The 26,471-nt window shown below is 40.7% G+C and carries 17 protein-coding genes and 1 CRISPR repeat array; of the genes, 16 read left to right on the top strand and 1 reads right to left on the bottom strand.

Features of this window, described 5'->3' with window-relative positions; all coding sequences use genetic code 11:
* Positions 1-18 precede the first annotated feature (18 nt).
* Positions 19-393 carry a preprotein translocase subunit YajC gene (gene yajC / locus AB5150_RS05990; protein ID WP_015533108.1) on the top strand — a complete coding sequence of 125 codons (375 nt, stop codon included), beginning with the start codon at positions 19-21 and terminating at the stop codon, positions 391-393.
* A gap of 35 nt (positions 394-428) precedes the next feature.
* Here the strand turns inward: yajC and AB5150_RS05985 are convergent, their stop codons facing one another.
* The gene (locus AB5150_RS05985; RefSeq protein WP_022216212.1) at positions 429-1,346 is read right to left on the bottom strand and encodes a PHP domain-containing protein; all 918 of its coding nucleotides are present in this window, start codon (positions 1,344-1,346) and stop codon (positions 429-431) included.
* A gap of 356 nt (positions 1,347-1,702) precedes the next feature.
* Here AB5150_RS05985 and AB5150_RS05980 point away from each other — a divergent pair, with 356 nt between their 5' ends.
* From AB5150_RS05980 to AB5150_RS05910, 15 genes are all read left to right on the top strand, one after another.
* Positions 1,703-2,404 (top strand): iron-sulfur cluster assembly scaffold protein, encoded by a 702-nt coding sequence (locus tag AB5150_RS05980; protein WP_004853825.1) that lies wholly within the window; start codon positions 1,703-1,705, stop codon positions 2,402-2,404.
* Positions 2,405-2,433: 29 nt separating this feature from the next.
* The gene (locus AB5150_RS05975; RefSeq protein WP_004853826.1) at positions 2,434-3,444 is read left to right on the top strand and encodes a GGGtGRT protein; all 1,011 of its coding nucleotides are present in this window, start codon (positions 2,434-2,436) and stop codon (positions 3,442-3,444) included.
* Positions 3,445-4,205: 761 nt separating this feature from the next.
* The gene (locus AB5150_RS05970; protein WP_118649047.1) at positions 4,206-4,490 is read left to right on the top strand and encodes a hypothetical protein; all 285 of its coding nucleotides are present in this window, start codon (positions 4,206-4,208) and stop codon (positions 4,488-4,490) included.
* Between the two features lie 376 nt (positions 4,491-4,866).
* Positions 4,867-5,190, top strand: coding sequence for a hypothetical protein (locus AB5150_RS05965; RefSeq protein WP_055224206.1), 324 nt, complete (start codon positions 4,867-4,869; stop codon positions 5,188-5,190).
* Positions 5,191-5,320: 130 nt separating this feature from the next.
* Positions 5,321-6,292, top strand: coding sequence for a GH25 family lysozyme (locus AB5150_RS05960; protein WP_055224204.1), 972 nt, complete (start codon positions 5,321-5,323; stop codon positions 6,290-6,292).
* 177 nt (positions 6,293-6,469) lie between these two features.
* Positions 6,470-7,168 (top strand): zinc metallopeptidase, encoded by a 699-nt coding sequence (locus AB5150_RS05955; RefSeq protein WP_015533113.1) that lies wholly within the window; start codon positions 6,470-6,472, stop codon positions 7,166-7,168.
* 187 nt (positions 7,169-7,355) lie between these two features.
* Positions 7,356-15,659, top strand: a complete 8,304-nt coding sequence (locus AB5150_RS05950) for a leucine-rich repeat protein (protein ID WP_368291479.1) — start codon at positions 7,356-7,358, stop codon at positions 15,657-15,659.
* Between the two features lie 156 nt (positions 15,660-15,815).
* Positions 15,816-17,966 carry an ATP-dependent helicase gene (locus AB5150_RS05945; protein ID WP_368291478.1) on the top strand — a complete coding sequence of 717 codons (2,151 nt, stop codon included), beginning with the start codon at positions 15,816-15,818 and terminating at the stop codon, positions 17,964-17,966.
* 443 nt (positions 17,967-18,409) lie between these two features.
* Entirely contained in the window at positions 18,410-22,276 is a 3,867-nt protein-coding gene (cas12a, locus tag AB5150_RS05940; protein ID WP_368291477.1) for a type V CRISPR-associated protein Cas12a/Cpf1, read from the top strand.
* Positions 22,277-22,278: 2 nt separating this feature from the next.
* A complete protein-coding gene (gene cas4, locus AB5150_RS05935) occupies positions 22,279-22,845 on the top strand; it encodes a type V CRISPR-associated protein Cas4 (protein ID WP_349823016.1) in 567 nt (188 codons plus the stop codon).
* Positions 22,846-22,847: 2 nt separating this feature from the next.
* On the top strand, positions 22,848-23,810 hold the full coding sequence (gene cas1 / locus AB5150_RS05930; protein ID WP_120123114.1) for a type V CRISPR-associated endonuclease Cas1: 963 nt from the start codon (positions 22,848-22,850) through the stop codon (positions 23,808-23,810).
* A gap of 12 nt (positions 23,811-23,822) precedes the next feature.
* Positions 23,823-24,098 carry a CRISPR-associated endonuclease Cas2 gene (gene cas2 / locus AB5150_RS05925; protein ID WP_117874291.1) on the top strand — a complete coding sequence of 92 codons (276 nt, stop codon included), beginning with the start codon at positions 23,823-23,825 and terminating at the stop codon, positions 24,096-24,098.
* 125 nt (positions 24,099-24,223) lie between these two features.
* Positions 24,224-24,447: direct repeats of the CRISPR family, unit length 36 nt; unit sequence GTTAAGTAACCTATAGTAATTTCTACTGTTGTAGAT.
* 138 nt (positions 24,448-24,585) lie between these two features.
* Positions 24,586-25,146, top strand: coding sequence for a hypothetical protein (locus AB5150_RS05920; protein ID WP_238050213.1), 561 nt, complete (start codon positions 24,586-24,588; stop codon positions 25,144-25,146).
* 86 nt (positions 25,147-25,232) lie between these two features.
* Positions 25,233-25,946: an ion transporter gene (locus tag AB5150_RS05915; RefSeq protein ID WP_368291475.1), complete on the top strand. Its 714-nt coding sequence runs from the start codon at positions 25,233-25,235 to the stop codon at positions 25,944-25,946.
* A 24-nt stretch (positions 25,947-25,970) separates the two neighbouring features.
* Complete coding sequence (locus AB5150_RS05910; protein ID WP_238050214.1) at positions 25,971-26,420, top strand: YaiI/YqxD family protein; 450 nt, start codon at positions 25,971-25,973, stop codon at positions 26,418-26,420.
* The last annotated feature ends 51 nt before the right edge of the window (positions 26,421-26,471 follow it).

The following is a 26,471-nucleotide window of genomic DNA, read 5'->3' as shown; positions in this document are numbered from 1 at the left end:
CAAAAAGGAGATCAGAGAATGAATTCACTTTCAACAATTTTATCATCGTCAACAGGAACACAGGCCAGTGGCGGTTCATCAGTTATGTTTATTGTTGTATATATTGCCATATTTGCTGCAATCATTTACTTCATGATGATCAGACCACAGAAGAAGCAGAAGGCCAAGACAGACCAGATGCTTTCACAGATGGAGCCTGGTGATAATATCATGACAACCAGTGGTTTCTACGGAACCATCCTTGATGTGGTTGATGATTCAACTATCATCGTAGAGTTTGGTAACAACAAGAACTGTCGTATACCGATGCACAAGAGCGCTGTCGCAGAGCTTGAGAAGCAGGGATCATCAACAGTCACAGATGATGATAAGGATAAGAAGTCAAAGATATAATAAAGGTATCATCAGAGTAAATAAAAAAGCGGTCATTATACAGTGACCGCTTTTTTTATATCCTGAAATACAGCTTCCGTGATCCGAAGACCGCCCCTTCCGGTTCCCACGGATATGTCGGGTTTGGCTGCGCCGTGGAAGTCGGAACCTCCTGATATGAGGAGCCCGTGTTTTCTGGCGATCTCTCTAAGCCTTCCGGATTCATAGGCATTGTTGGAGGAGTGGTAGACCTCAAGCCCTGAAAGGCCATATGGCTTCAGTTCTTCAAGCATGTCCTCTATCTGTTTATATCCAAATCCGTATATGAGGGGATGGGCGATGAAGGCAGCCTTGCCGTAGGTTCTTATGAGTCTTATGGCATCGGCGGCCGGTATGTCTGGTGTTGGAATGTAATATTTGCATTTCTTGCCCAGATACTTTTTGAACGCCTGGTTCATGTCCCTGCATACGCCTTCGGCTATGAGAATTCTGGCAAAATGAGCTCTTGTGACGACTGTATCAGGATTGCCATGCTGCAGCTTCTCCATGGTCATGTCTATTCCGTCGGCGCGGAATCTCTCACACATCTGCTCGTTTCGGTCGTATCTGGCCTGTTTGATGGCGGCAAGACGGGAGATGAGCTCAGGGTTCTTGTAGTCCATATAGAAGCCCAGAATGTGGATCTCCACACCGTTGTAGATGGCTGACATCTCTATGCCGGGAACTACCTCGATATGATGGTCACTGCTGTCAGAAAAGCCAGAGCAGTTGGTGGAATCACTGTTCTGGATCGGAGGAAGAGTGCTGTTCCAGTTATCTGCATATGTGATTGCATCTGCTACGCCGTCCACTGTGTCGTGGTCGGTTATGGCGATCGCTGCAAGATTCCTGTCAATGGCAAGCTGGCACACCTCTGATGGGGTGCAGGAGCCGTCGGAAGCGGTGGTGTGAAGGTGCATATCTATAAATCTCATGTTGAAAACCTCCGTTTTTATTTTTTATATCATGTATCTGAGCAGCGCCTGAAGCGGCGCATGTCTGGGGGAAATGTGCTCTGACAGAAGTATTGTATATCAGATAAATACATATGTTCAAGTGAATATTGTTACGGTCAAATGATATAAGCGGACATATGAACCCTGACAACTGTGCCTTGTTAAAAACTTTCTCAATAAGGTGCGCTGTACTTGATAAAGTACACGCAAATGCGACAAAAATTTTCAATAAGCTATGGACTTCATAACTGTTTTGTGAGAAAATACCACTGATGGTTTGAATTAGAGAATTCGGAACCGCTTTTAAGAATTCATATTTTGAAAGGAGTTTCACAATGATTTACACTAAGGAAGTTGAAAACATGTGCCCTGTAGCAAAGGGTGCAAAGCATGAGCCAGCTCCTATCCCAGAAGAAGGAAAGTGGGTTTACTCAAAGGAAATCAAAGACATCTCTGGTTTTACACATGGTGTAGGCTGGTGTGCACCACAGCAGGGTGCCTGCAAGCTTTCACTTAACGTAAAAGAGGGTGTTATCGAGGAGGCTCTTGTCGAGACTATTGGATGTTCAGGTATGACACATTCAGCAGCTATGGCAGCTGAGATTCTTCAGGGTAAGACAATCCTTGAGGCTCTCAACACTGACCTTGTGTGCGATGCTATCAATACAGCAATGAGAGAGTTATTCCTTCAGATCGTATACGGACGTACACAGAGTGCATTCTCAGATGACGGACTTGCAGTTGGTGCCGGACTTGAGGATCTTGGAAAGGGTCTTCGTTCACAGGTTGGTACAATGTATGCAACAAAGGCTAAGGGTGTTCGTTACCTTGAGATGGCAGAGGGCTATGTAACAGGAATAGCACTTGATGCAGATGACGAAGTTATCGGATATCAGTTCGTTTCTCTTGGAAAGATGACTGACTTTATCAAGAAGGGTGATGACCCTAACACAGCTTGGGAGAAGGCTTCAGGTTCATACGGACGTGTTAAGCCAGAGCAGGGCGCTGTTAAGATCATCGATCCACGTAAAGAGTAGTCGGAAATAGAGGAAAGGAGAACGAGACAATGGCATTATTTGAATCATATGAAAGAAGAATAGACCAGATAAACGCTGTACTTAACAGCTATGGAATCAGCTCAATCGAAGAAGCTGAGAAGATCACAAAGGACGCTGGACTTGACGTTTACAATCAGGTAAAGGGTATTCAGCCAATTTGTTTTGAGAATGCTTGCTGGGCATATACAGTAGGTGCAGCAATCGCAATCAAGAAGGGATGCAGAAAGGCAGCAGACGCAGCAGCAGCTATCGGCGAGGGTCTTCAGGCATTCTGTATACCAGGTTCTGTTGCAGATCATCGTAAGGTTGGTCTTGGACATGGTAACCTTGGTAAGATGTTACTTGAGGAGGAGACAGAGTGCTTCTGTTTCTTAGCAGGTCATGAGTCATTTGCAGCAGCTGAGGGTGCTATCGGTATCGCTGAGAAGGCTAACAAGGTTCGTAAAAAACCTCTTAGAGTTATCCTTAACGGTCTTGGTAAGGATGCAGCTCAGATCATCTCAAGAATCAATGGATTTACATATGTTGAGACAAAGTATGACTACAAGAAGGCTGAGCTCAATGTAGTATACGAGAAGGCATATTCAGATGGTATTCGTGCAACAGTTAAGTGCTACGGCGCTGACGATGTTCAGGAAGGTGTTGCTATCATGCACAAGGAGAACGTTGGTGTATCTATCACAGGTAACTCAACAAACCCTACACGTTTCCAGCATCCAGTTGCAGGTACATACAAGAAGGAGTGTATCGAGCAGGGTAAGAAGTACTTCTCAGTAGCATCAGGCGGTGGTACAGGACGTACACTTCACCCAGATAACATGGCAGCAGGTCCTGCTTCATACGGTATGACAGATACTCTCGGACGTATGCACAGTGATGCACAGTTCGCTGGTTCATCATCAGTTCCTGCACACGTAGAGATGATGGGACTTATCGGAATGGGTAACAACCCTATGGTTGGTGCTACAGTTGCTGTAGCTGTTTCTGTTGAGGAAGCTGCTAACGCTGGTAAGTTCTAAGTAAAAACCTAGTATTTAAACGGTTTAGAGGGCTTTTAGAGAGATCTAAAGGCTCTCTATTTTTTTGATTTTTAAATTCTTTGAAGGTTGAAATCAATTTTGATGAATACAAATTTGGCATGCTTGTATATTATGATGATGACAGCCATACATATGAAATATTGCTTTGATATTCAGCATTAGTTGGAAAACGGGAGTTGCTAAGGAATTTTACAGCAACTCTTTTGTTTTATTTTGTCAAGACTTGTTTTATATTTATTCGGTATTATAATTGCCTTACATATCAAATGGAAGGGGTGATTAAAATGGATAGAACTATAGTAGTAGAATATTTTGATGGCGAGAAGAAAGTAAAAAAAGTTATAATTTTAAAATAATCTCGCGAAAAATTGCCTTATACGCGCATTTGTGAAAATCTATTGACTTATGGTTGATTTAGGGCTAAAGTGTGGCTACCAATCGGAAGAAAAAACAGTAGGCAGCAATATAGATTGACACATAAAATATTTGACAGCACATTTAAAAAGATACTTACGCACTCCTGAGAATATAGCGTCGTTGAAAAGCCTCATAAAAACAGATATAATGGGTAGCATAGATAAGAATATTGAACTTGGAAATATAACACTTGAGGATGGGCACAGCTTTATGGCAACTCGGAAAGAGGTTGAATTAATATCCCGATTTCAGAGAAAAGGCCTATATCAATGAATTCTGAGAATTATATATAAGACATTTGAAATAAACAAGGAGGGCATGAGATGGGCATTTATTTTAATCCAAGTAATGACAGTTTTACAAAGGACAAGAATAGTGAATTGTATCTTGATAAGACAGGTCTGCTTGAATATCTGAACAGAGTTATATGTACAAATGCTAATTGTATCAGTGTCAGTCATGCCAGACGATTTGGTAAGTCCCATGCGGCATTTGATCTTGCACTTCAGAATTTTATTTTTGACAAACGTCAAAAATATTGTATAATATACTTAACAAGACAGCCGAGCGATAGATACGTCCTATCCGTCCGGCAAAAACCATTTTAAGATGAAACACCTCATAGCTTAGTCGGCTGAGGTGTTTTTCTTATTTTCTATGATTCAGAATTGTCACAATAAGTATCGCAACGGTTAATATAACCATGAATTCCTCATATGTACTCATAAGGCACCACTCCCTTCCAAGACTCGAACGGATATGGTGTAACACTCCTCGGCTGCCCGGTTAAATACATTATTCTATTTTCATACAGAAGTAATTTTGATATATATACATTTTGGAGATTCCTATATAACGTAAAACACCTCGCATTAACGCGAGGTTGGATTTAAAAAGAGATTTAAGAACACAATAATATTTTATAACCACATACCACCTTCCGGAATACATTAAACTATATCATGGACAAGGAGGTGAATACGCATGGACAGATTCGCAGTATATCTTGTAGTTGTTGCGGTTCTTTGCACTTTGATATCGGTAATAACGGAATTTACGAAAGAGGTAGGAGTGCTGAAGAAGATCCCTACCTCTTTTCAGGTTCTGATCACCAGTGTCATTGTGTGTGAGGTGGGACTTTTTGTTGGACTATCATTTTATCACATAGCATTTGTGTGGTATTATCCTGTGGCTGCGTTTTTCGGGGCATTTGTCATTGCGATTATATGTAGCCGGGGATGGGACTACCTGATATCGATATTCAAGCGGTTTTACAATGGCGGAGATAAGGAAAAGTGGCATGAATAAAGGCGTCATGACAGTGGCACATGTAATACGAGACAGATAAGTATAAGTTCGGAATAATGATCCTAAGATTGTCTCCTGATTCAATGTCTGGAATATTATATACAGACAAAAGAATTCAGGAGACAATTTTATGGCTTCTAATAAGGTTCCATTAAAGGGCTACATGGATGGTATAGATATATCAGCGTGGCAGGATACTATAGATATAACCAAGGTGCCTTGTGACTTTGTGATAGTGAAAGCTACGGAGGGCACGGACTACAAGAACAGGTATTTTGCAAAGCACTGTGACCAGGCGATGAAAGCGGGAAAACTCCTGGGGGCATTCCATTATGCAAATGGTGGCGATCCCCACAGTGAGGCTGAGTATTTCATAGCATACAGTAAGAAATATGTGGGCAAGGCGATACTTGTCCTTGACTGGGAGGGGCGGAATAATCCTCAGTTTGGCAGAAGTGACAGAGCGTGGTGCAAAGAGTGGTGTGATCATGTATACAGAAAAACCGGTGTTAAGCCCCTGATCTATATCCAGAAGAGCGCCATGGACAATGTAAAGGGCCTGGGATACAGGCTGTGGGTTGCACAGTATCCTGATTACGAGCGGACGGGATATCAGGAGCATCCATGGAATGAAGGTCAATACGAATGTGATATCAGACAGTACACATCCGTTGGAAGACTTCCGGGTTACGATGGCAATCTCGATCTGAATAAGTCATATATAGACAAGACGACATGGAAAAAATATGCCGCAAAAAAGACTGGTGGTTCACAGGAGAAAGATACTGGCAGTAACAGCGGAAAAAGTAATAATAAAAAGAAAAGCATAGAATTGATCGCAAAGGAAGTCATAGCCGGAAAATGGGGGAACGGCGATGACCGGAAGAGCAGACTGAAAAAGGCAGGATATGATTACAATAAGGTTCAGGCGAAGGTAAATGCAGTGGTCAAGGCTTCGCAGAAGAAATCGATAGATGTGATAGCCAGAGAGGTCATAGCCGGCGACTGGGGAAATGGCGATGACAGAAAGAACAGGCTGAAGAAGGCAGGGTATGATCATGTCAAGGTGCAGAATAAGGTAAATGAGATGCTTGGCAGATAGCTGCAGGTAAATGACATAAGAAAAATGGCAGGAGAACGAAGTATAAAATTAGTTCCGGCAAAAATGAAATTTATATGAAGTATCATCCATACCTGTTGACGAAGCGCAATATATACTATAGGATAGTGGAAAACAAAAGCCCCCGTCAGGGATACATGAAAGGGAAAGGTGATATATATGCCATATTATGGATTTTATTTTGACCCAACATATCTGTTGGTTCTCATAGGCGTGGTGCTCTGCATGATAGCATCGGCAAGAGTCAAGACCACATACAAGAAGTATGAGAAGGTGGGATCGCGGTCAGGCTACACAGCGGACCAGGTCGCATACATGATACTCAGGAATGCGGGGATAACGGATGTGTCAATACATCACATCTCAGGAGATCTGACTGATAATTACAATCCTAAGGAGCATACGCTCAATCTGTCGGACAGCGTGTATGGTTCCAGATCCATCGCAGCGATAGGCGTGGCAGCCCATGAGTGCGGACATGCCATACAGCATGCAAATGCATATGCACCGCTCACCATCAGGTCAGCCATCATTCCAGCGGCAAATATAGGCTCAGCCATATCATGGCCGCTCATACTTATAGGACTTCTCATTCCGAGGGTTGATTACCTTATAACACTCGGAATCATACTGTTCTCACTGGTTGTTGTCCTACAGTTTGTGACACTTCCGGTGGAGTTCAATGCATCGAGAAGAGCAATGGCGATACTGGAGGGCAGCGGATATCTCTATCCGGATGAACTCAAGGGTGCAAGAAGTGTACTCACAGCGGCAGCTATGACATATGTGGCAGCCATGGTATCAGCATCACTTCAGTTGCTCAGACTTGTATTATTGTTTGGCAACAGGAGAAGATAGCGGAATTATAACAGAAAATATAAAAATGCATAAAAAAGTCTTGTGAATTTGTTGATAGTATTTGCAACTTTGCTATGGTAAAATGGTTAAAGTGGCAAAAATCTACATATTTGCAAGACTTTTTCTGTTATTGTGCACAATTATAACAGGAAAGTCTGCATAACAATTAATTAAGGGAGGGTAATTGATGAGGAAGAGAAGGCTACGAGGAGGTATAACGGCCTTGTCGGTGCTTGCTGCTATTGGCATGGCATCGGGAATAACGGCATTTGCGGCGGATGACACACAGTCTGAAGCTGTGGATACGGGAAAGGGACTGGAGTATGTATATGAGTCGTCAGGCTCTACACCATCAGGTGTCACGCTCAACGGCAATTCGGTAATCATAAAGCAGTCGCCGAATTCCACTGACAGCGAGCAGTTATTCAATATTTACAATGACAAAGACAGGGATGGAATCCTTGATGAGGGCGAGGAAGCTTTCACATTGGATGGAAGCACGGACATACAATATGGCAATATATATGGAATCTATCATGGTAAGGGCAGTTCGCCGATCTCCATAACCATAGACGGTGCTGAACTGCCTGCTGTATATGGAGCATTTGAGAGCACTGTTGAGACTCCGGAGAACATGACTGCGGTAACTATCAGTGTGAAGGGCGACGCGGCAGTTGAAAGTCTGTATGGACTTTTCAGGACATATTGTACAGGTGGCGTATTGATAGACACGGAAGAGTCCGTGACAATAAAGTCGCTCTATGGTCTAAGATCTTCGACCATGGATGGAGACATCACGGAGAATATCAATTACAACTGTGATGGCAACACATTTGTCACACTGGCTACAGATGGATATTACACAGGAAAGGCTTATACGATAAATGGAGATGCAGTGTTCAATATGAACGGTGCCGGCATCAGTTCCGTGTATATTGTGCAGAACGGAGCTGTGCTCAGCAAGACACTGACGGCCAAGGTGACTGACTCCAAGGTAGACAATCTGTGCGGAGTTTCCCAGAGCGCAAAGGTTGATGGTGACGTGAGCCTTACATTTGACGGAATATCAGCCGTAAAGGATGGAAGCAGTGCCAGTGTATATGGTGCGTCAAGTGCGGCTATCCTTGGAAATCTGGACCTTAAGCTGAAAAGCCAGTCTGGATCAGAGATGTCTGTGTATGGCACCAATAATACAAATATAAAGGGAAATGTAAATGTCAGCGTTGATGGCTCAGGAGCAAAGTTTAACACCATATATGGAATGTATGGCGGTATGCTGGGCGGAAGGGCTGATATAGATATAAAGAACTGCGCTGCCGGTTACACAACATGTGGCATGAATTCGGTTTCGTTCAGTCAGACTCAGCCGGAGGAAGAAGGAACATATACGTATACTGTGAACATGGAGAATATCACTGGCGCCAGCGGCAGGGTATATGGAATTTCAAATTGTTCCGGTATCACTTCTGCAAGCGTTGTAATGAAGGCTGTGGCAACAACAGATACATTAAATGGCATGTATCTGAGCACAGGTGTAAAAGGTGATATAAAGGCAGAACTTTACAACTGTAATGCAGCCTATGTAAATGCTCTGGAGCTGTCAAATGTGACGGTAAATGGTTCTGTAGATGCCATAGTTTCGGGCTGCAGCATCACGAGATCTCTGAATGTAGAGCAGGGCGGAAGCATCAGTAAGGATCTTAACATAAGCGTCAGCAACGTTATCAGCAGTTCAGCACGGTTTGTATACGGCGGTAGCTGTCTGGGGAATATGACGGTCAATGTGGATGGCATGAATGATGAATCCATAGTAGACGAAAATGGTGATCCGCTTGTGAACTCGTATGAATACGCGGGCAGCGACATGTTTACCATGATGGGCAACTTTGCACTGGCAGGGGAACTCAAGGCGGATATAGCAAAGATACATTTTGCAAAATGTGGACTCGCCGGAGGTGATTACAGTTGCGGAAATATCGGAACAAAGGTTGACATAACGTTGTCAGACAGCAGTATAAATGGACTGGCGGGAAATAATATTTTCTATCTGGCAAATGAGAGCTATTCCGGTTCAACCGAGAATACAGTTCCTGTTGATATAAAGATCAACAACACAGATTTTACAAATGCAGACGGAATAAGCTTCCAGATGTATATAGGTAATAACAAGGATGCAAAAGTTACATTTGATGACAAGTGCAGTATGCCGGAGAAGTATTATATGGCTCCAAGCATGAATACCACCGGCTCATCTGTTATAACCTATGGACAGAATATATATTATGGCGGACAGAATCTTGTGATAGACAAGGATGTAACTGCTGACAATATTTACTTTGGTAACTTCACAGAGAACGGAAGCCAGGGCAATGCCGTGATCGTTATCAACAAGGGGGTAACGTTAACTGCAAAAGAGGGTATATATGCAGCAGGCGGTTCAAATATACTCCACAGTGGAATCCTCAAGGGAACATTTAAGGCGACTGATGGGTATTTGCCAAATATATTCTCAAAGGGGGGCGTAATAGAGGACTCGGCTGTAGGGGATGTTGCAAATGTAAATTATTCATTAGATGTTGTGTCCAACGAGAAGGCCGCAACGTACACCATGACAGGCAAGACGTCACAGTATATTGATCCTGATGGTACATATGTCAAGGGCGGCGCAAATGTCAAGATAACACCGACCGTGAACAAGGGATATATTCTTGACAAGGTGACTTTCAGAGGTCAGAGCGACACAGCGGAAAATTCAGCGGTTGAAGCAAATGGCGTGTACACGTTCAGCATGCCGAACGAGCCTTGTACAGTGACGATCGCAACGACAGGAAAGCAGATCGTGGTATCCAAGACAACTGTTGATCCATCGGCACTGCTTGGAAAAGAATATACAGCAGCTTCACCTCTCTATGACATGGCAGATCTTGTCATATCAAACGACGCAAGAGAGGGCGAGGTTACATACGAGATCGACGAGACAAATGGTCTTCCTGAGGGACTCTCATTGATCGATGGCAAGGTTGTCGGAACGGCAAGCAAGCTTTATGAAAATGGAAAGAATGTCATAGTACATGTGACAGGAAGAAATGGTTCAAAGGCACAGCTCTCACTGAATGTGATCGTCTCAAATGAGGAGAAGAAGCAGGACAACCAGGATGGCCGAATCGTAGTTGACGAGGATGAGAAGACTATATGTCTCAACGGAACATCAGTGGTCATCCAGGCAAAGGACGACACAGAGACAGAGATATACGTGGACGACAATCAGGATGGACAGGCAGATGGCAAGACACCTCTGTACACCGGAGATCTGTCGGAGTACACAATAACAGGTGTCGAGGACAACGCCATAAGACGAAGCATCAGGATCACCATGACGGGGGGAAATGTAAAAGCAATATACGGTGCAAAGGATTCAGAGCTTTCATATGAAGGCGGCGATGCGGTGAGTATAAATATCCGTGGTGGTAAGGCAGCAACTATGTATGTTCTGTCGAATTCAACCGTGGATGGAACCATCGCATATGAGATCGCAGAGAACACTGTAGATAAGGGCGGATTTGCAGCGGATACAACATCAAAATATACCGGTGCATTCATGAGAAACAGCAAGGATATCGTAACTATCAGAGGAACCTATGTTGTGAATAAGAAACTCACGGCAAAGGCTCTGATAATCTATGACAGTGCGGCAGTTGATGTAAATGCTCCGGTTGAGGTAACGGATTATGTGTCACTGAATGAGAGATCATCCGCAGTATTTAACGATACGCTGACCGCTGACCGGCTTGGTTATTCAAAGTATGCCAAGGCAGTTGTGAATGGAGATACGAAGCTTGCGGCTCTCAATATGACACAGTATGACACGACACTCACAATAGGCGAGGATGCGCTGTTTGATGTGGGCAAGGTCAATATGACATCAGGCTGGGCAAGAGTATATCAGAAGGGTACGCTCAAGTGTCCTTCAGACCAGTTCAGCAACACAGGTGTGTGGGTGGCAGCAGGAAAATTTGCAGATGATATAGATGCCAGCGGCTGGACAGGAGTGTATTACAGCTATGCAGGCGGCTCAACAAACATGGACAACACATCAGCAAAATTGGCTGCACAGTCATATGTAGTTGAATATGAGAATGTCAAATATGTTGCCTGCAAACAGGCGATTACAGTTAGCTATACCGATGTGCCGGGTTACACAGCCTATGTGTCGGCAAATGGCGGCGAGCCGGTACAGGGAAGCAACGGAAGTGCAAAGGTGACAGGCCCGGATTCATCTATGTCTATTGTAGTGGATTATGTGGCAGACCAGATAGACATCAGTAAGGAATACGCAGATCCGACTCTGGCGGCGGAGACCAAGTACACAGCGGCTTCACCAGCGTACGATCTCACGATCCTCAAGGTTACAGGAGATACCACAAAGGATTATGGAACTGACATGCAGTACAGACTGAAGAGCGGTTCGACACTTCCATCAGGACTTGTGCTTGAGTCGGGTAAGATAACAGGAACAGCCAAGAATGCAGGTGAAAGCACAGTAACATTTGTCATAACAGGACGAAATGGAACATCGGTTGATTTCCCAGTGGTATTCAAGGTACTGCCGGCAGGCACGGAGATACCTGATATCAACAAGCTTGGTGTATCTGTGAACACAGAGGATAAGACCATTGATCTTGGTGGAAATTCGGCAGTGATAATAGTTGATCCATCGGACAGCAGCAAGAGCTCAGTATATCTGGATGCTGATCACAACGGAGTGGCAGACGACAACAGACCACTTAGAATAGATGGAGAGGTTACATATGATCTGTCAGGCTACAGCATATCAGGCTATACGGACACAGCAAATAAATACACCGGTGACATATCGGTGACACTCAGAAGCGGAAATGTCGGCAATATATGTGCTGCGGGTTCAACTGACAGCAAGGCAGACCGAGTGACGATAGATGGAAATGTAACCATGACGATCATGGACGGTTATGTGTCAGGCACTGTAGCTGCGGCAGGAAACGCTGATGTCAAGACAGTGACCTTCACGGCAGAGGACGGAAGAGCAGGAAGCGTGGTATACGGTGCGTACAATACAAATGCGGAGAAGGTAGACTTCACATTTGCAAAGTCTGCACAGATGTACACACCGGAATCAACAAAGTCTGAGAATATGTATGTTACATCAGGTGGATCAGTATCAGGTGATGTGGATGTAAGAGTTGGTATAACTGATCATTACAATACATTTATATACGGTGCGGATTATATGAACAAGCGCTCATACTTCAATGGAGTGTCGGGAACAGTCGTATCCGGAAATGTGAACTGTGTGGTTGAGGGAAGATGGTGTGCTGAGAAATGCAACAACTTTGTCCAGCAGTCAGATGTAAAGGGAGATCTGTATGCCGAGATAAAGTCAGGAGAACTCAGAAAAAATGACGTCAACAATGAGCATAGCAAGGCATTGGTATTTAACTATGGTTACAGCATTGGAAATATATACGTTGAGGCAGGAACAGAGGGCGCTGTCACAGGTGACTTTGTACTTGCGGCAGGCGGTAAGGTCGGCAAGGTAGAGTATGTAGACGAGAATGCAAAGTCCACAGCGACTGTAAAGGGCACCGCTGACAATTACCAGGTTGAGAGTCTGGGTTCACTGTATATGTCTCTCGCCGGCAAATTAACTATAGGCGGAGACTACACACTTGACAGAGAGGTGGAGGTAAAACAGCTTGAGATCCTCAAGGATTCAAAGCTGACCATCGCCGAGGGCGCAGCTCTTACAAATACGTCGACAGCGACAGTTACCGGTGATGTTGAGAACCTTGGCACATGGAATGTGGACGGCGCTCTGACTATGACAGGATCACTGGTCAACAGAGGTGCATGGAATCTGAAAGGAAATGTTCAGGCTTCAGCAACAGTAGATAACTACGGGGATATCACAGCAGCAAATAGTGAGAGGATCACCTTGAATACAAATGCAAAGCTCATCAACAGAGCAGATGCACAGTGGACATTTGGCAACCTCACAAACAGTGCAATGATCGTAAACTATGGTAATATGAAGCAGCTTGCATATACGTCAAGCCTTGGAAGCGGAAGCATACTTACCACAGTAATCCCGGATATGGTGTACGCACTGAAAAATTACAGCGTCATTTTCTACAAGCTTGATGTGGATTATCCTGCATATTGCTTCAAGGATGGCGATGCAAAGATAGAGAAGAGTTCATCGGCAACAAGATGTCAGAAGAAGTCAGGTGTTGACGGTGACGATGCACTCTATATACAGGGTGGCAAGTCGTTCTACATCACAATAGACGGTGAGCCGATAGATGGAATGGCGGTGGATTCAGTTGTATTTGGACCGGATGACACAGCCATGACTACAAGTAACAACCGTCTCTGGAGCGGCGTCATGACATATGAGCCGGCAACAGTTACGGTAAATATGGCAAAGCAGGAGGCCGTAAATATAACTCTCGCAAAGACAGAGGATACAGTTAAGGCGCAGGTTGGAAAGACAACCACAAAGGATGAGCCATTATATGATCTGACAGCCATAGAGATCCAGAATGATGAAGCGGTGGACAACGGATATGTGTCATACTCCCTTGCAAAGGGACAGACACTTCCGGCAGGACTTGTGATATACGATGGAAAGGTATATGGAACACCAAAGACTGCAAGTGCTGAGGCACAGACAGTCAAGTTCACGGTGAGAGGACAGAATCAGACAGTGGCTGAGTTCACACTGATCATATCCAGCGTGGAGAAGGGAATACCTTCATTTACTACAGGAAAGGCGGTCGACGCATATGCCGGCAAGACCCTTGCGGATGTGGAGCTTCCAACATCGACAGCAGGAAAGTACATGTGGGCAGATGGAACACAGCAGGTAGGCAAGGCCGGAACAAGCGAGACCTACGATGCATACTTTGTTCCAGACGACACAGCAAACTATGACTGGAGCAAGATCGATGCAGCAGAGGGAACATATGAGGAACTGGAAGACGGAAGTGTGAGAATTGCAGTGAAGCTTTCAGTGTATGTGAGAAAGCAGGATCCTGTATTTACAGTTCCGGAGAATGTCACAGCTACATACGGAGACACTGTTGGCAAGATACTCCTGCCTGAGACAGCAGGTGGAATGTTCATCTGGGAGAATGCAGATGAATCTGTGGGAGAGGTTGGAACAAAGACTTTCCTTGCAACATTTGTACCTGAAGATGAGGATGTATACGCGAGAGCAGAGCATGTGGAGATAACTGTTCAGATTCTTCCTGCAAATGCAGTATTTACTCAGGCGATAGATTCACTGAGTGCTAAGGAGAATATGACTCTTGCAGACATAGAGATTCCAGAGCGCGAGGATGGAGTATACACATGGTATACAGACAGAACGACAAAGGTTGAGGATGGCAATACATACAAGCTTTGCTTCAAGCCTGCAGACACAGTAAATTATGACTGGACATCAGTTACAGGATGGAACAGGGCTTACAATGGAGTTGTATTCAATGTAAAGATCACCGTCGAGAAAGAGCCGGAGCAGCATGTACACGATTACGGCAATAAGTACAAGAGCGACAGCAGATCTCACTGGTATCAGTGCTCATGTGGAGAGAAGTCAGGCCTGGCAAACCACACATGGGACAAGGGAGCGATAACGACCAAGCCTACAGACACAGCGGCAGGTAAGAAGACATTTACCTGTACCAAGTGTGGGTACAAGCGTTATGAGTCAGTAGCTGCCCTTGGAATAGACATAGGAAATTCCAAGAACAATGTGGTCGTAAGCGGTATAGAAAAGAATGGATATACATACACAGGATCACCTATCACTGTTAAATCGCTTGCGCTCAGGAGAGGCAAAACAACACTGAAGAATGGTGTGGATTACACCGTACAGTACAAGAACAACAAGAATATCGGTACAGCGACAGTAAAGATCACTGGTAAGGGTAATTACAGAGGCTCCGTCAGCAAGACATTTGCTATCAAGGCTGGCAAGGGCAAGATATATAAAGTTGCGCAGAAGGGCGTGCCTGGCTATCTGAAATATAAGGTGACAAATGCCGCTTCAAATGGCAAGGGAACAGTGACACTTGTTGGAAGTACAAGCAAGAAGAGCGACAAGAAGTTCAAGTCACTCACGGTTGCATCCAGTGTCAAGATCGGTGGAGTGAACTTCAATGTTACGGCTGTAGGAGCGAAAGCATTTACAGGACGCAAATATCTCACCACGGTTGTGATCGGAGGAAACGTTAAGACCATAGGCGGTGCAGCATTCAGCAAGTGTGGAAAGCTTGGAAAAGTTACCATAAAGTCTACAAGGATAACGACTATCGGTAAGAATGCTTTCCAGGGTGTCAAGAGCAATGTGAAGATATATCTTCCTAAGAAGAAATATGACGCATATGCAAAGAAGCTCAAGGCGAAGGGAATGAACACTCCTAAGAAAGCGGTATACAAAAAGTCAAAATAAATGAAATGCGTTGATGTGTTGGCGGGACAGTCACAGATGATGTGGCTGTCCTGTTTTTTATGTGAAGATCGTTCTGGTGTAAAACCATGAGTGTAGTGACAGGAAAGATATAATCTGCTATACTGAACATATGTTTGTGAATATATGGAGGACTGTATGGATAATTTTATAGATGAACTGAATGAACAGCAAAAGGAGGCAGTGACCACCACAGAAGGGTATGTGCGCATAATTGCGGGAGCGGGAACCGGCAAGACAAAGGCGCTCACATACAGGTATGCGTATCTGGTGGACGAGCTTGGAATATCCACATCGAATATACTGTGTGTCACATTTACAAATAAAGCGGCGAGGGAGATGAGCAAACGTATCAGACAGATGATCGGGGACAGTGATACGGGATACATCTGCACATTTCACGGCTTCTGTGTGAAGCTTCTGAGGGAGGATATCCATGCCATCAATTATCCCCAGAACTTTGTGGTGATGGACAGCGAGGACACGGAGGATATACTCAAAACGGTGTACGAGAATGCCCATATACAGTCGAGAACATATACATTTGACATGGCGAGGAATCACATATCGACTATGAAGAACGAGATGCAGCATATCACATATCTGGCGGACATAAGCAACGACAGACTGCTGGCGGATTATGAGAAGGCTTCAGACATACCTGAAAAAGTATTTCTGGGATACCTGTACGAACAGAAGAAGGTGTATGGACTTGACTATGATGATCTCATAACCATTGCGCTCCACATCCTCAGAACCGATGCGGAGAAATGCCGCAAATGGCAGGAACGCATGATGTATGTCATGGTGGACGAGTTTCAGGATGTCAGCGGTAACCAGTATGCGCTGGCAGAGATACTCAGCGGTTATCACAGGAATCTGTTCATCGTGGGCGATCCGGATCAGACCATATATACGTGGCGCGGGGCAAGGATAGAGTACATACTGGAATTCGACAAGAACCATGAGAATACACAGACCATATTCCTCGACACGAATTATCGTTCAACTCCTGACATACTGGCGGTGTCCAACTCACTGATCGAGAAAAACAGGAACAGACTGCCCCACAGGCTTGTGGCTGTGAAGCCGTCTGAGGCACGCCCTCTGTACGTACATTCCAGGACCACCGGGGATGAAGCCCAGTGGGTGACAAATGAGATAAAAAGACTGGTTGAGGCGGGCACAAAGTACAGTGATATAGCCGTTTTGTACAGGTCACATTTCGTATCGAGAAGCATAGAGGAAGCATTTATCAAGACAAAGATCCCGTATGTCCTCTACAGTGGAACGGAGTTCTACAAACGCAAGGAGATAAAGGATGTGCTGGCATATCTCAGGATGGTGGCATACGCGGATGATCTGTCATTCCGCAGGGTGATAAATGAACCAAAGCGGAACTTTGGCAAAAAGAGAATGTCGATGCTGAAGTCGTACTGTGAGACTCACAGATGCTCACTGTACAGCGGTCTTCAGGATCTTCTGGAGGAGAAGACTGTTAAGTCGACAGGTGCTTCAGCCTTTGTCGATATCATAGAAAACTTCAGGAAGACATACAAGGAGAAAAGTCTGTCTGATCTTGTGATGGAGCTCATGGCCGCCACGGGCTACGAGGCGATGCTCAGACAGGCGGGCGAACAGGAAAGGCTGGACAACCTGGCAGAGCTGAAGCAGTCGATAGACGAATATGAGAAGACCTCCGGTGAGGAGAATACGCTGGAGGAATATCTGCAGAGCATAGCTCTCTACACGAACAATGACAGGGAGAAGGACAAGGATTCTGTGACGATGATGACCATACACACCGCAAAGGGTCTGGAGTTCCCATATGTGTTCGTGTGCGGTGTAAATGAAGGCATATTCCCAAGCAAGCACGTGGACACTGAGGCGATGCTCGAGGAGGAACGACGCATGGCATACGTGGCGTGCACCAGAGCGGAGCGCGGCCTGTACATCAGCGATGCAGAGGGTTTGAACTATGATGAGTCTTTCCGGTATCCATCCAGATTCATCTTCAATATAGAACGTGAGGCCATAGATTACGTGAACGAGCTCCCGCAACGCCTTGTCGATGACACGAAGAGCTACATAGCCGCAAATGAAAGCCGCTATATGCCGCTGGACACCGAGCTAAAGCCCGGAGACAGGGTGAGACACAAGGTGTTCGGCGAGGGCACGATAACCGGTATCAGGGGAGATATAGGGTGCTATGTGGTTAAGTTTGATAGGGTGGAGACGGAGAGGAACTTGAAGATTGGGGTGGGGCTTGAGAAGATTGGAAATCTATAAAGATTTTGATGGTGAGACGAGTATAGTATGAAGAATACTAGTGTAAATATAGAAAGTAATACTTGACACAATCAGAGGTAGAAAAGTAATATAATACTGTAGATTTGGCATATAAATGTTAGCTGTGCGGGTTAAATAACCTATAGAAATTTCTACTGTTGTAGATCCATTAGTACAATCCGTCTTGCACTTAGATGAGTATCCAAGTGTGAGTTATAGTATGTGTATATAAAAAAAGAGTAGAGGTATGTTAAGTGCCTTGAAATAAATTTCTACTGTGGTAGATTTAGTTAATGTAAAAAGTTTAACGCTGAATATGGCGTTATTCTTTTTTACTCAGATCAAATTCAAAATTACATTAACTAATAAAATTAGTGACAAACTCGTTGATGTATGTTATTATGTTATCATATTATATAGATTGATTTTAAGGGAGGAGTTATATGGTAGGTAATAAAATATCAAATTCGTTTGATTCGTTTACTGGAATCAACGCATTAAGTAAAACGTTAAGAAATGAGTTAATTCCATCAGATTATACTAAGAGACATATTGCTGAGAGTGATTTTATTGCGGCTGATACAAACAAAAATGAAGATCAGTATGTAGCAAAAGAAATGATGGATGATTATTATCGCGATTTTATAAGTAAGGTTCTAGATAATTTACATGATATAGAATGGAAAAATTTGTTTGAATTAATGCATAAAGCGAAAATAGATAAAAGTGATGCAACTTCAAAAGAGTTGATAAAAATTCAGGATATGCTTCGTAAAAAAATAGGAAAAAAATTCTCTCAAGATCCTGAATATAAAGTCATGCTCAGTGCTGGTATGATAACAAAGATTTTACCAAAATATATATTGGAGAAATATGAAACTGATAGAGAAGACAGATTAGAAGCAATAAAAAGATTTTACGGATTCACAGTTTATTTTAAAGAATTTTGGGCAAGTAGACAAAATGTATTTTCTGATAAGGCAATAGCGTCATCTATATCATATAGAATCATACACGAGAATGCCAAAATATATATGGATAACCTGGATGCTTATAATAGAATAAAACAGATTGCTTGTGAAGAAATTGAGAAGATTGAAGAAGAGGCATATGTTTTTCTGCAAGGTGACCAGTTAGATGTGGTATATACCGAAGAAGCATATGGACGATTTATATCCCAGAGTGGAATAGATTTATATAATAATATATGTGGGGTTATTAATGCTCATATGAATTTATATTGCCAGAGCAAAAAATGCTCCAGATCAAAGTTTAAAATGCAAAAATTACATAAACAGATTTTATGTAAAGCAGAAACCGGGTTTGAAATTCCATTAGGCTTTCAAGATGATGCGCAAGTGATAAATGCGATTAATTCATTTAATGCTCTAATAAAAGAAAAAAATATTATATCACGTCTCAGAACTATAGGGAAAAGCATATCTTTATATGACGTAAATAAGATATATATTTCATCTAAAGCGTTCGAGAATGTCTCTGTATACATTGATCATAAATGGGATGTGATAGCTTCAAGCTTGTATAAGTATTTCTCGGAAATTGTCAAAGGAAATAAAGACAATAGGGAAGAAAAGATTCAGAAGGAAATTAAGAAAGTAAAGAGCTGTAGTCTGGGTGATTTGCAGAGACTGGTTAATTCATATTATAAAATAGATAGCACATGTTTGGAGCATGAAGTAACTGAATTTGTTACTAAAATAATAGATGAGATAGATAACTTTCAAATTACGGATTTTAAATTTAACGACAAAATTAGCTTGATTCAAAATGAACAGATTGTCATGGATATAAAAACATATCTTGATAAATATATGAGTATTTATCGTTGGATGAAATCGTTTGTGATTGATGAGCTAGTTGATAAGGATATGGAGTTTTATTCAGAACTTGATGAACTTAATGAGGATATGTCGGAAATTGTGAATTTATATAACAAAGTGCGTAACTATGTTACACAGAAGCCTTATAGTCAGGAAAAGATAAAATTGAACTTCGGATCACCGACTCTTGCCGATGGATGGTCGAAATCAAAGGAATTTGATAACAATGCTATTATATTGATTCGTGATGAAAAAATATATTTGGCAATATTTAACCCAAGAAATAAACCAGCTAAGACTGTTATATCAGGACACGATGTTTGCAATTCTGAAACAGATTATAAGAAAATGAATTATTATTTGCTCCCTGGGGCAAGTAAGACTTTACCACATGTGTTTATTAAGTCTAGATTGTGGAATGAATCACATGGAATACCTGATGAAATACTGCGGGGATATGAGTTGGGTAAACACTTGAAATCATCGGTAAATTTTGATGTAGAATTCTGCTGGAAGCTAATTGATTATTATAAAGAATGTATAAGCTGTTATCCAAATTATAAGGCGTATAATTTTAAATTTGCTGATACAGAATCGTACAATGATATATCAGAATTCTATAGAGAAGTGGAGTGTCAGGGATATAAGATTGACTGGACATATATAAGTTCAGAAGATGTAGAACAACTTGATCGTGATGGTCAAATATATCTGTTTCAAATCTATAATAAAGACTTTGCACCGAATAGTAAAGGAATGGATAATCTTCATACGAAGTACCTCAAAAATATATTTAGCGAAGACAATCTTAAAAACATAGTTATAAAATTGAACGGAGAGGCAGAATTATTTTATAGAAAATCAAGTGTCAAGAAAAAAGTAGAACATAAAAAGGGTACGATTTTAGTCAATAAAACATATAAGGTTGAGGATAACACTGAAAACAGTAAAGAAAAAAAAGTTATTATTGAATCAGTACCAGATGATTGCTATATGGAACTTGTTGATTATTGGAGAAATGGTGGTATCGGAATTCTTTCAGACAAAGCTGTTCAATATAAGGACAAAGTATCTCATTATGAAGCTACTATGGATATAGTCAAGGATCGCAGGTATACAGTAGATAAGTTTTTTATACATTTGCCTATAACTATCAATTTCAAAGCAGATGGAAGAATTAATATAAATGAAAAGGTACTCAAGTATATAGCGGAAAATGATGAGCTTCATGTGATTGGAATTGATAGAGGAGAAAGAAATCTCCTTTATGTGTCAGTAATTAATAAAAAGGGAAAGATTGTTGAGCAGAAGTCTTTCAATATGATAGAAAGCTATGAAACTGTAACAAATATAGTTAGAAGATATAATTATAAAGACAAACTGGTCAACAAAGAAAGTGCCCGGACAGATGCGAGAAAAAATTGGAAAGAAATTGGAAAGATAAAAGAAATAAAAGAGGGATACTTGTCACAGGTAATTCATGAAATATCGAAGATGGTGTTGAAATATAATGCAATCATTGTTATGGAAGATCTAAATTATGGATTTAAACGAGGTAGGTTTAGGGTTGAACGTCAGGTATACCAGAAATTTGAGAATATGTTGATATCTAAACTGGCATACTTGGTAGATAAAAGTCGAAAAGCCGATGAACCAGGAGGTGTACTAAGAGGGTATCAGCTTACGTATATTCCAGATTCTTTAGAGAAACTTGGTAGCCAGTGTGGAATCATATTCTATGTACCTGCTGCGTATACATCTAAGATTGATCCGTTAACAGGCTTTGTAAATGTATTCAATTTTAGAGAATATTCTAATTTTGAAACAAAATTGGATTTTGTTAGATCATTAGACAGTATACGATATGATACAGAGAAGAGATTGTTTTCAATATCATTTGATTATGACAACTTTAAAACACATAATACCACTCTGGCAAAAACGAAGTGGGTTATATATTTACGAGGCGAGCGTATAAAAAAGGAACATACATCTTACGGGTGGAAGGATGATGTTTGGAATGTGGAAAGTAGAATTAAAGACTTGTTTGACAGTTCACATATGAAATACGATGATGGACATAATTTAATTGAAGATATTCTTGAATTAGAATCGAGTGTACAGAAGAAGCTGATCAATGAATTGATAGAAATAATAAGGTTGACTGTTCAACTTCGTAACAGTAAGTCAGAGAGATACGATAGGACAGAAGCTGAATACGACAGAATAGTATCGCCAGTTATGGATGAAAATGGACGGTTTTATGATTCGGAAAATTATATTTTCAATGAAGAAACAGAGTTACCAAAGGATGCAGATGCTAATGGTGCATATTGCATTGCATTAAAAGGTCTGTACAATGTCATAGCCATAAAGAATAACTGGAAAGAAGGAGAGAAATTCAACAGAAAATTGTTAAGTCTAAATAATTATAACTGGTTCGATTTTATACAAAATAGAAGGTTTTAAGAATGGATGATATCATATTAATATCAACTCTAAATGATTTTATATTTTGTCCGGTGTCAATATACTTTCATGGGCTTTATGGTTATTCAGATATACTGACGTATCAGTCGAAATCACAACTGAATGGCACTAAGGCTCATGAAACTGTTGATCATGGTAATTATTCAACAAGAAAAGAAATACTAACAGGCATAGATGTATATTCGGAGAAATATCGTATAATTGGTAAAATTGATGTATATGATTCAAGAAAAAGAATGCTGATAGAGAGAAAAAAGCATGTGAATAAGATTTATGACGGATATGTATTTCAATTATATGGGCAGTACTATTCAATGGTGGAGATGGGGTATACTGTGGATTTTTTAAAAATTCACAGCATAGATGATAATAAGAATTATAATATTGCTTTGCCAGAGAATGATTTAGATATGAAGCAGAAATTTGAAAATTTGATATGTACTATGAGAACTTTTGATATGAATGGATTTGTTCAAGACAATGCTCAGAAATGCTCTAATTGTATATATGAAGATGCTTGTGACAGGTCGGCAAGTAGAGGTGACTAAGTATGTTAAGTGCTAATGATTTCAGCAAGAAACAAATTATTTTTATGTTTCCCAAGGAAGGCGATAAACTTACGTTTTCTAATGACAATATTGTAGTAAAGGACAAAGCAGGGAAGACTAAATATCAATCAACATGTTATAGATTGTTTATGTTGTGTATAGTAGGAAATATATCAATAACAAGTGGGCTTATACAACGGAGTAAGAAGTTTGGCTTTTCGATTTGCTTAATGAGTATGACATTTAAGGTGTATGAGGTTATAGGTGCAAGAATGGAGGGAAATACCTTATTAAGAAAGCATCAATATACTTATGAAGGTACTGAGATAGGTATAAGAATTGAGAAAAACAAAATAATTAATCAATCAGAGGCGTTGAGAAAAATAAGAGTAAAGAATCAATATATTAAAGAAGGAATTGCTTTATTGGATAGTTTGTCGGACTCTTTGTGCGAAAATATGGATTATTTGACAGTGATGGGGATAGAAGGGAATGCAGCAAAAGTGTATTTCCCAAGAATGTTTGATAATGTTAATTGGAATGGTAGAAAACCCCGAATAAAGAATGATTACATAAATGTTACACTGGATATAGCATATACTATGTTATTCAATATCGTTGATGCGATGTTGCAAGTGTATGGATTTGACACTTATTATGGGGTATTCCATAAATGCTTTTATATGAGGAAATCTCTTGTATGTGATCTGATGGAGCCGATGAGGCCTATAGTGGATTATGCAATACGAAAAGCAATTAATTTAGGACAGTGCAAAAAAGAAGATTTCGATTTATATGGCAGTAGATGGTATTTGCAGATGAAATATAATGCTACATATATACAGTTTATTATGGCAGCGATACTCGATTATAAGGACGATATATTCTTATACATACAAAAATATTATAGATTTTTTATGAAAATGAAAAGTGTAGAACAGTTTCCTAGTTTCGAGTTACATTAGATGGGAGCGAATATGGTTATAGTTAGTTATGATATATCAGATGATAAACTTAGGACAAAGTTTTCAAAGTATTTATCACGATTTGGACATAGATTGCAGTATTCGGTATTTGAAATTGACAATAGTCAGAGAATAATAGAGAATATAGTTACAGATATAAGCAATAAGTTTGAAAAAAGTTTTACTCAGGAGGATAGTGTTATGATATTTAAAATGTCCTCAAATTGTGAGGTGTTAAGATTTGGGTATGCCAAAAATGACGAAAAGGATTTTATTGTTATTCAATAATGCAAACCTTGGTCTTTATAATCAATAATAAATAGGTTACTTAATATATATGGGTAAAATAAATAAAAAAATAATCAAATATGATGGTTACAAGAAAGAAAATTGTGTAAAAACACAAAAATGGGGTTAAGTAACCTATAGTAATTTCTACTGTTGTAGATTAAAACCAGCCAATTCGACCATCTTTGGTTAAGTAACCTATAGTAATTTCTACTGTTGTAGATGTTCATTTAACTGATATTCATACAGGTGTTAAGTAACCTATAGTAATTTCTACTGTTGTAGATATAGCATCCTTTTCAGAATCAAATATGTTAAGTAACCTATAGTAATTTCTACTATTAGTAGATATGGATATATAGTGGAATCGTTGGGGAATAAAACAATAGATTTCACAAGTTATAATAAAGCGTTAATGAATAATATTGCTGCATAACAAGGAGAAGTAATTGATCTTAAATGTAAATAAATTTATATAGGGGAAGCGATGGGCAAAAGAAAAAATAGAAAGTATGGCAACAAGCAAAGTGATGTCAAGAAGGATAGGGAAAAAGACATTGAACTTTACGCTGAAGCACTATATTTGGCTTTGAAAAAATATGATGAAGAAAGTAAAGCAAATTCATATAATATCATTAAAGATACAGACGAAAAAGAAAAGTCTAGACAAGTAAGAACCGCGTTAAGAATAGTTTTTCTGCCATTCTTGAGTAATAAAAAAATAATAACACAGGGGAAAATATATATAGAATTACTTGGTTGTATTGTCTCTATTGTAATTAGCTTACTTGGATGGATAATTTGGCTTGCAGGTATACTGGTGATTATAGCCAGTTCTGTAAATATAAATAATATAGGACTATTCCGTACGATAATATTTGTATTTATGGGAATAGTCTTGCTTGTAATAGGAGGAAGTACAATTTTTGCTGGTAGAAAATTTGAAGAAGAGACTGATAGTACAGATATATATGCTTATACGTCAAGCATAATTGCTTTATTGAGTTTTATATTAGCAATTATAGCATTAGTTATTTCGTATAGATAAGTTGGTATAAGACGATGTAAGAAAATAACTAAAAATGTAATGAAGAATGATACTGATATGTTGAAGCCTGGAAAGGTAAGATTTTAATGAGAAAGCGAATTTATGAGATAATAGAGATTGCGAATGATGATGACAAGTTAAGCGCACTATACGATATGTTTATGATGATTGTGATATGTGCAAGTATCATCCCTCTGTGTTTTAAAGAACAGAATAATTATTTGAACATAATTGATAAGGTTACAGTTACTATATTTGTTATTGATTATCTTTTGAGATGGTTTACAGCAGACTTTAAACTTTCGAAGTATAAGTATCGAGCCTTTGTTATTTATCCGTTTTCACCTATGGCGATTATTGATTTGTTATCTATTTTGCCATCTGTAACTATTCTGAACTCTGGGTTTAGACTATTCAAATTATTTAGGTTGATACTAACCTTCCGTATATTGAGGTTTGTGAGATATTCCAAAAGTATTAGAATAATAGTTGAAGTCCTGAAGAAAGAAAAGAGCATTTTGATGGCTGTGTGTTATTTGGCATTTGGGTACATAATAGTATCAGGACTTATTATGTTTCAGGTCGAGCCAGAAAGTTTTAATTCGCTGTTTGATGCATTATATTGGTCGACCACTGCACTTACTACTGTAGGCTACGGTGATATATACCCGGTTACTGTATTTGGAAAGCTGGTAAGTATGGTATCATCTATAGTCGGTATAGCAGTAGTGGCGTTACCGGCAGGAGTTATAACTGGTGGTTATATTGACGTGATAAAAAGTGAAAAAGATAACGATTGAGACCTGTTGTAGGAGGACTTACCCATGCACATATACATAGACGCCGACGCCTGTCCTGTAGTAGGCATAGCAGAAAACATAGCAACAAAATACAACATCCCAGTAACGCTTCTATGCGATACGAACCATGTCCTCACATCTGATTACAGTGAGGTTGTAGTAGTCGGTGCCGGAGCGGATGCGGTGGATTACAAACTGATAAGCATTTGTCACAGGGGCGACATAGTGGTTACGCAGGATTATGGCGTGGCGGCGATGGCGCTTGGCAAAGGTGCGTATGCAATTCATCAGTCGGGCAAATGGTATACAAATGAGAATATCGATCAGATGCTTATGGAGAGGCATCTGAACAAAAAAGCGAGAAGGGCATCGAGCAGGAATCATATCAAAGGGCCGAGGAAGAGGACAGAAGAGGATGACCAGAGATTTGCGGAGTCTTTTGAGAAACTGCTGCGAAAGGCAAATAATCTGTAGATACATATGAAGGTGATGAGGGATTCGAACCCTCACCACACATGAACCGAA

Origin of the sequence: Coprococcus sp. RTP21281st1_F1_RTP21281_210402 (genome assembly GCF_040915325.1) — a bacterium.
GTDB classification, from domain to species: Bacteria; Bacillota; Clostridia; order Lachnospirales; family Lachnospiraceae; genus Coprococcus; species Coprococcus aceti.
Note: the sequence above shows the minus strand (reverse complement) of the source record. Positions and strands in the feature narration are given on the sequence as shown.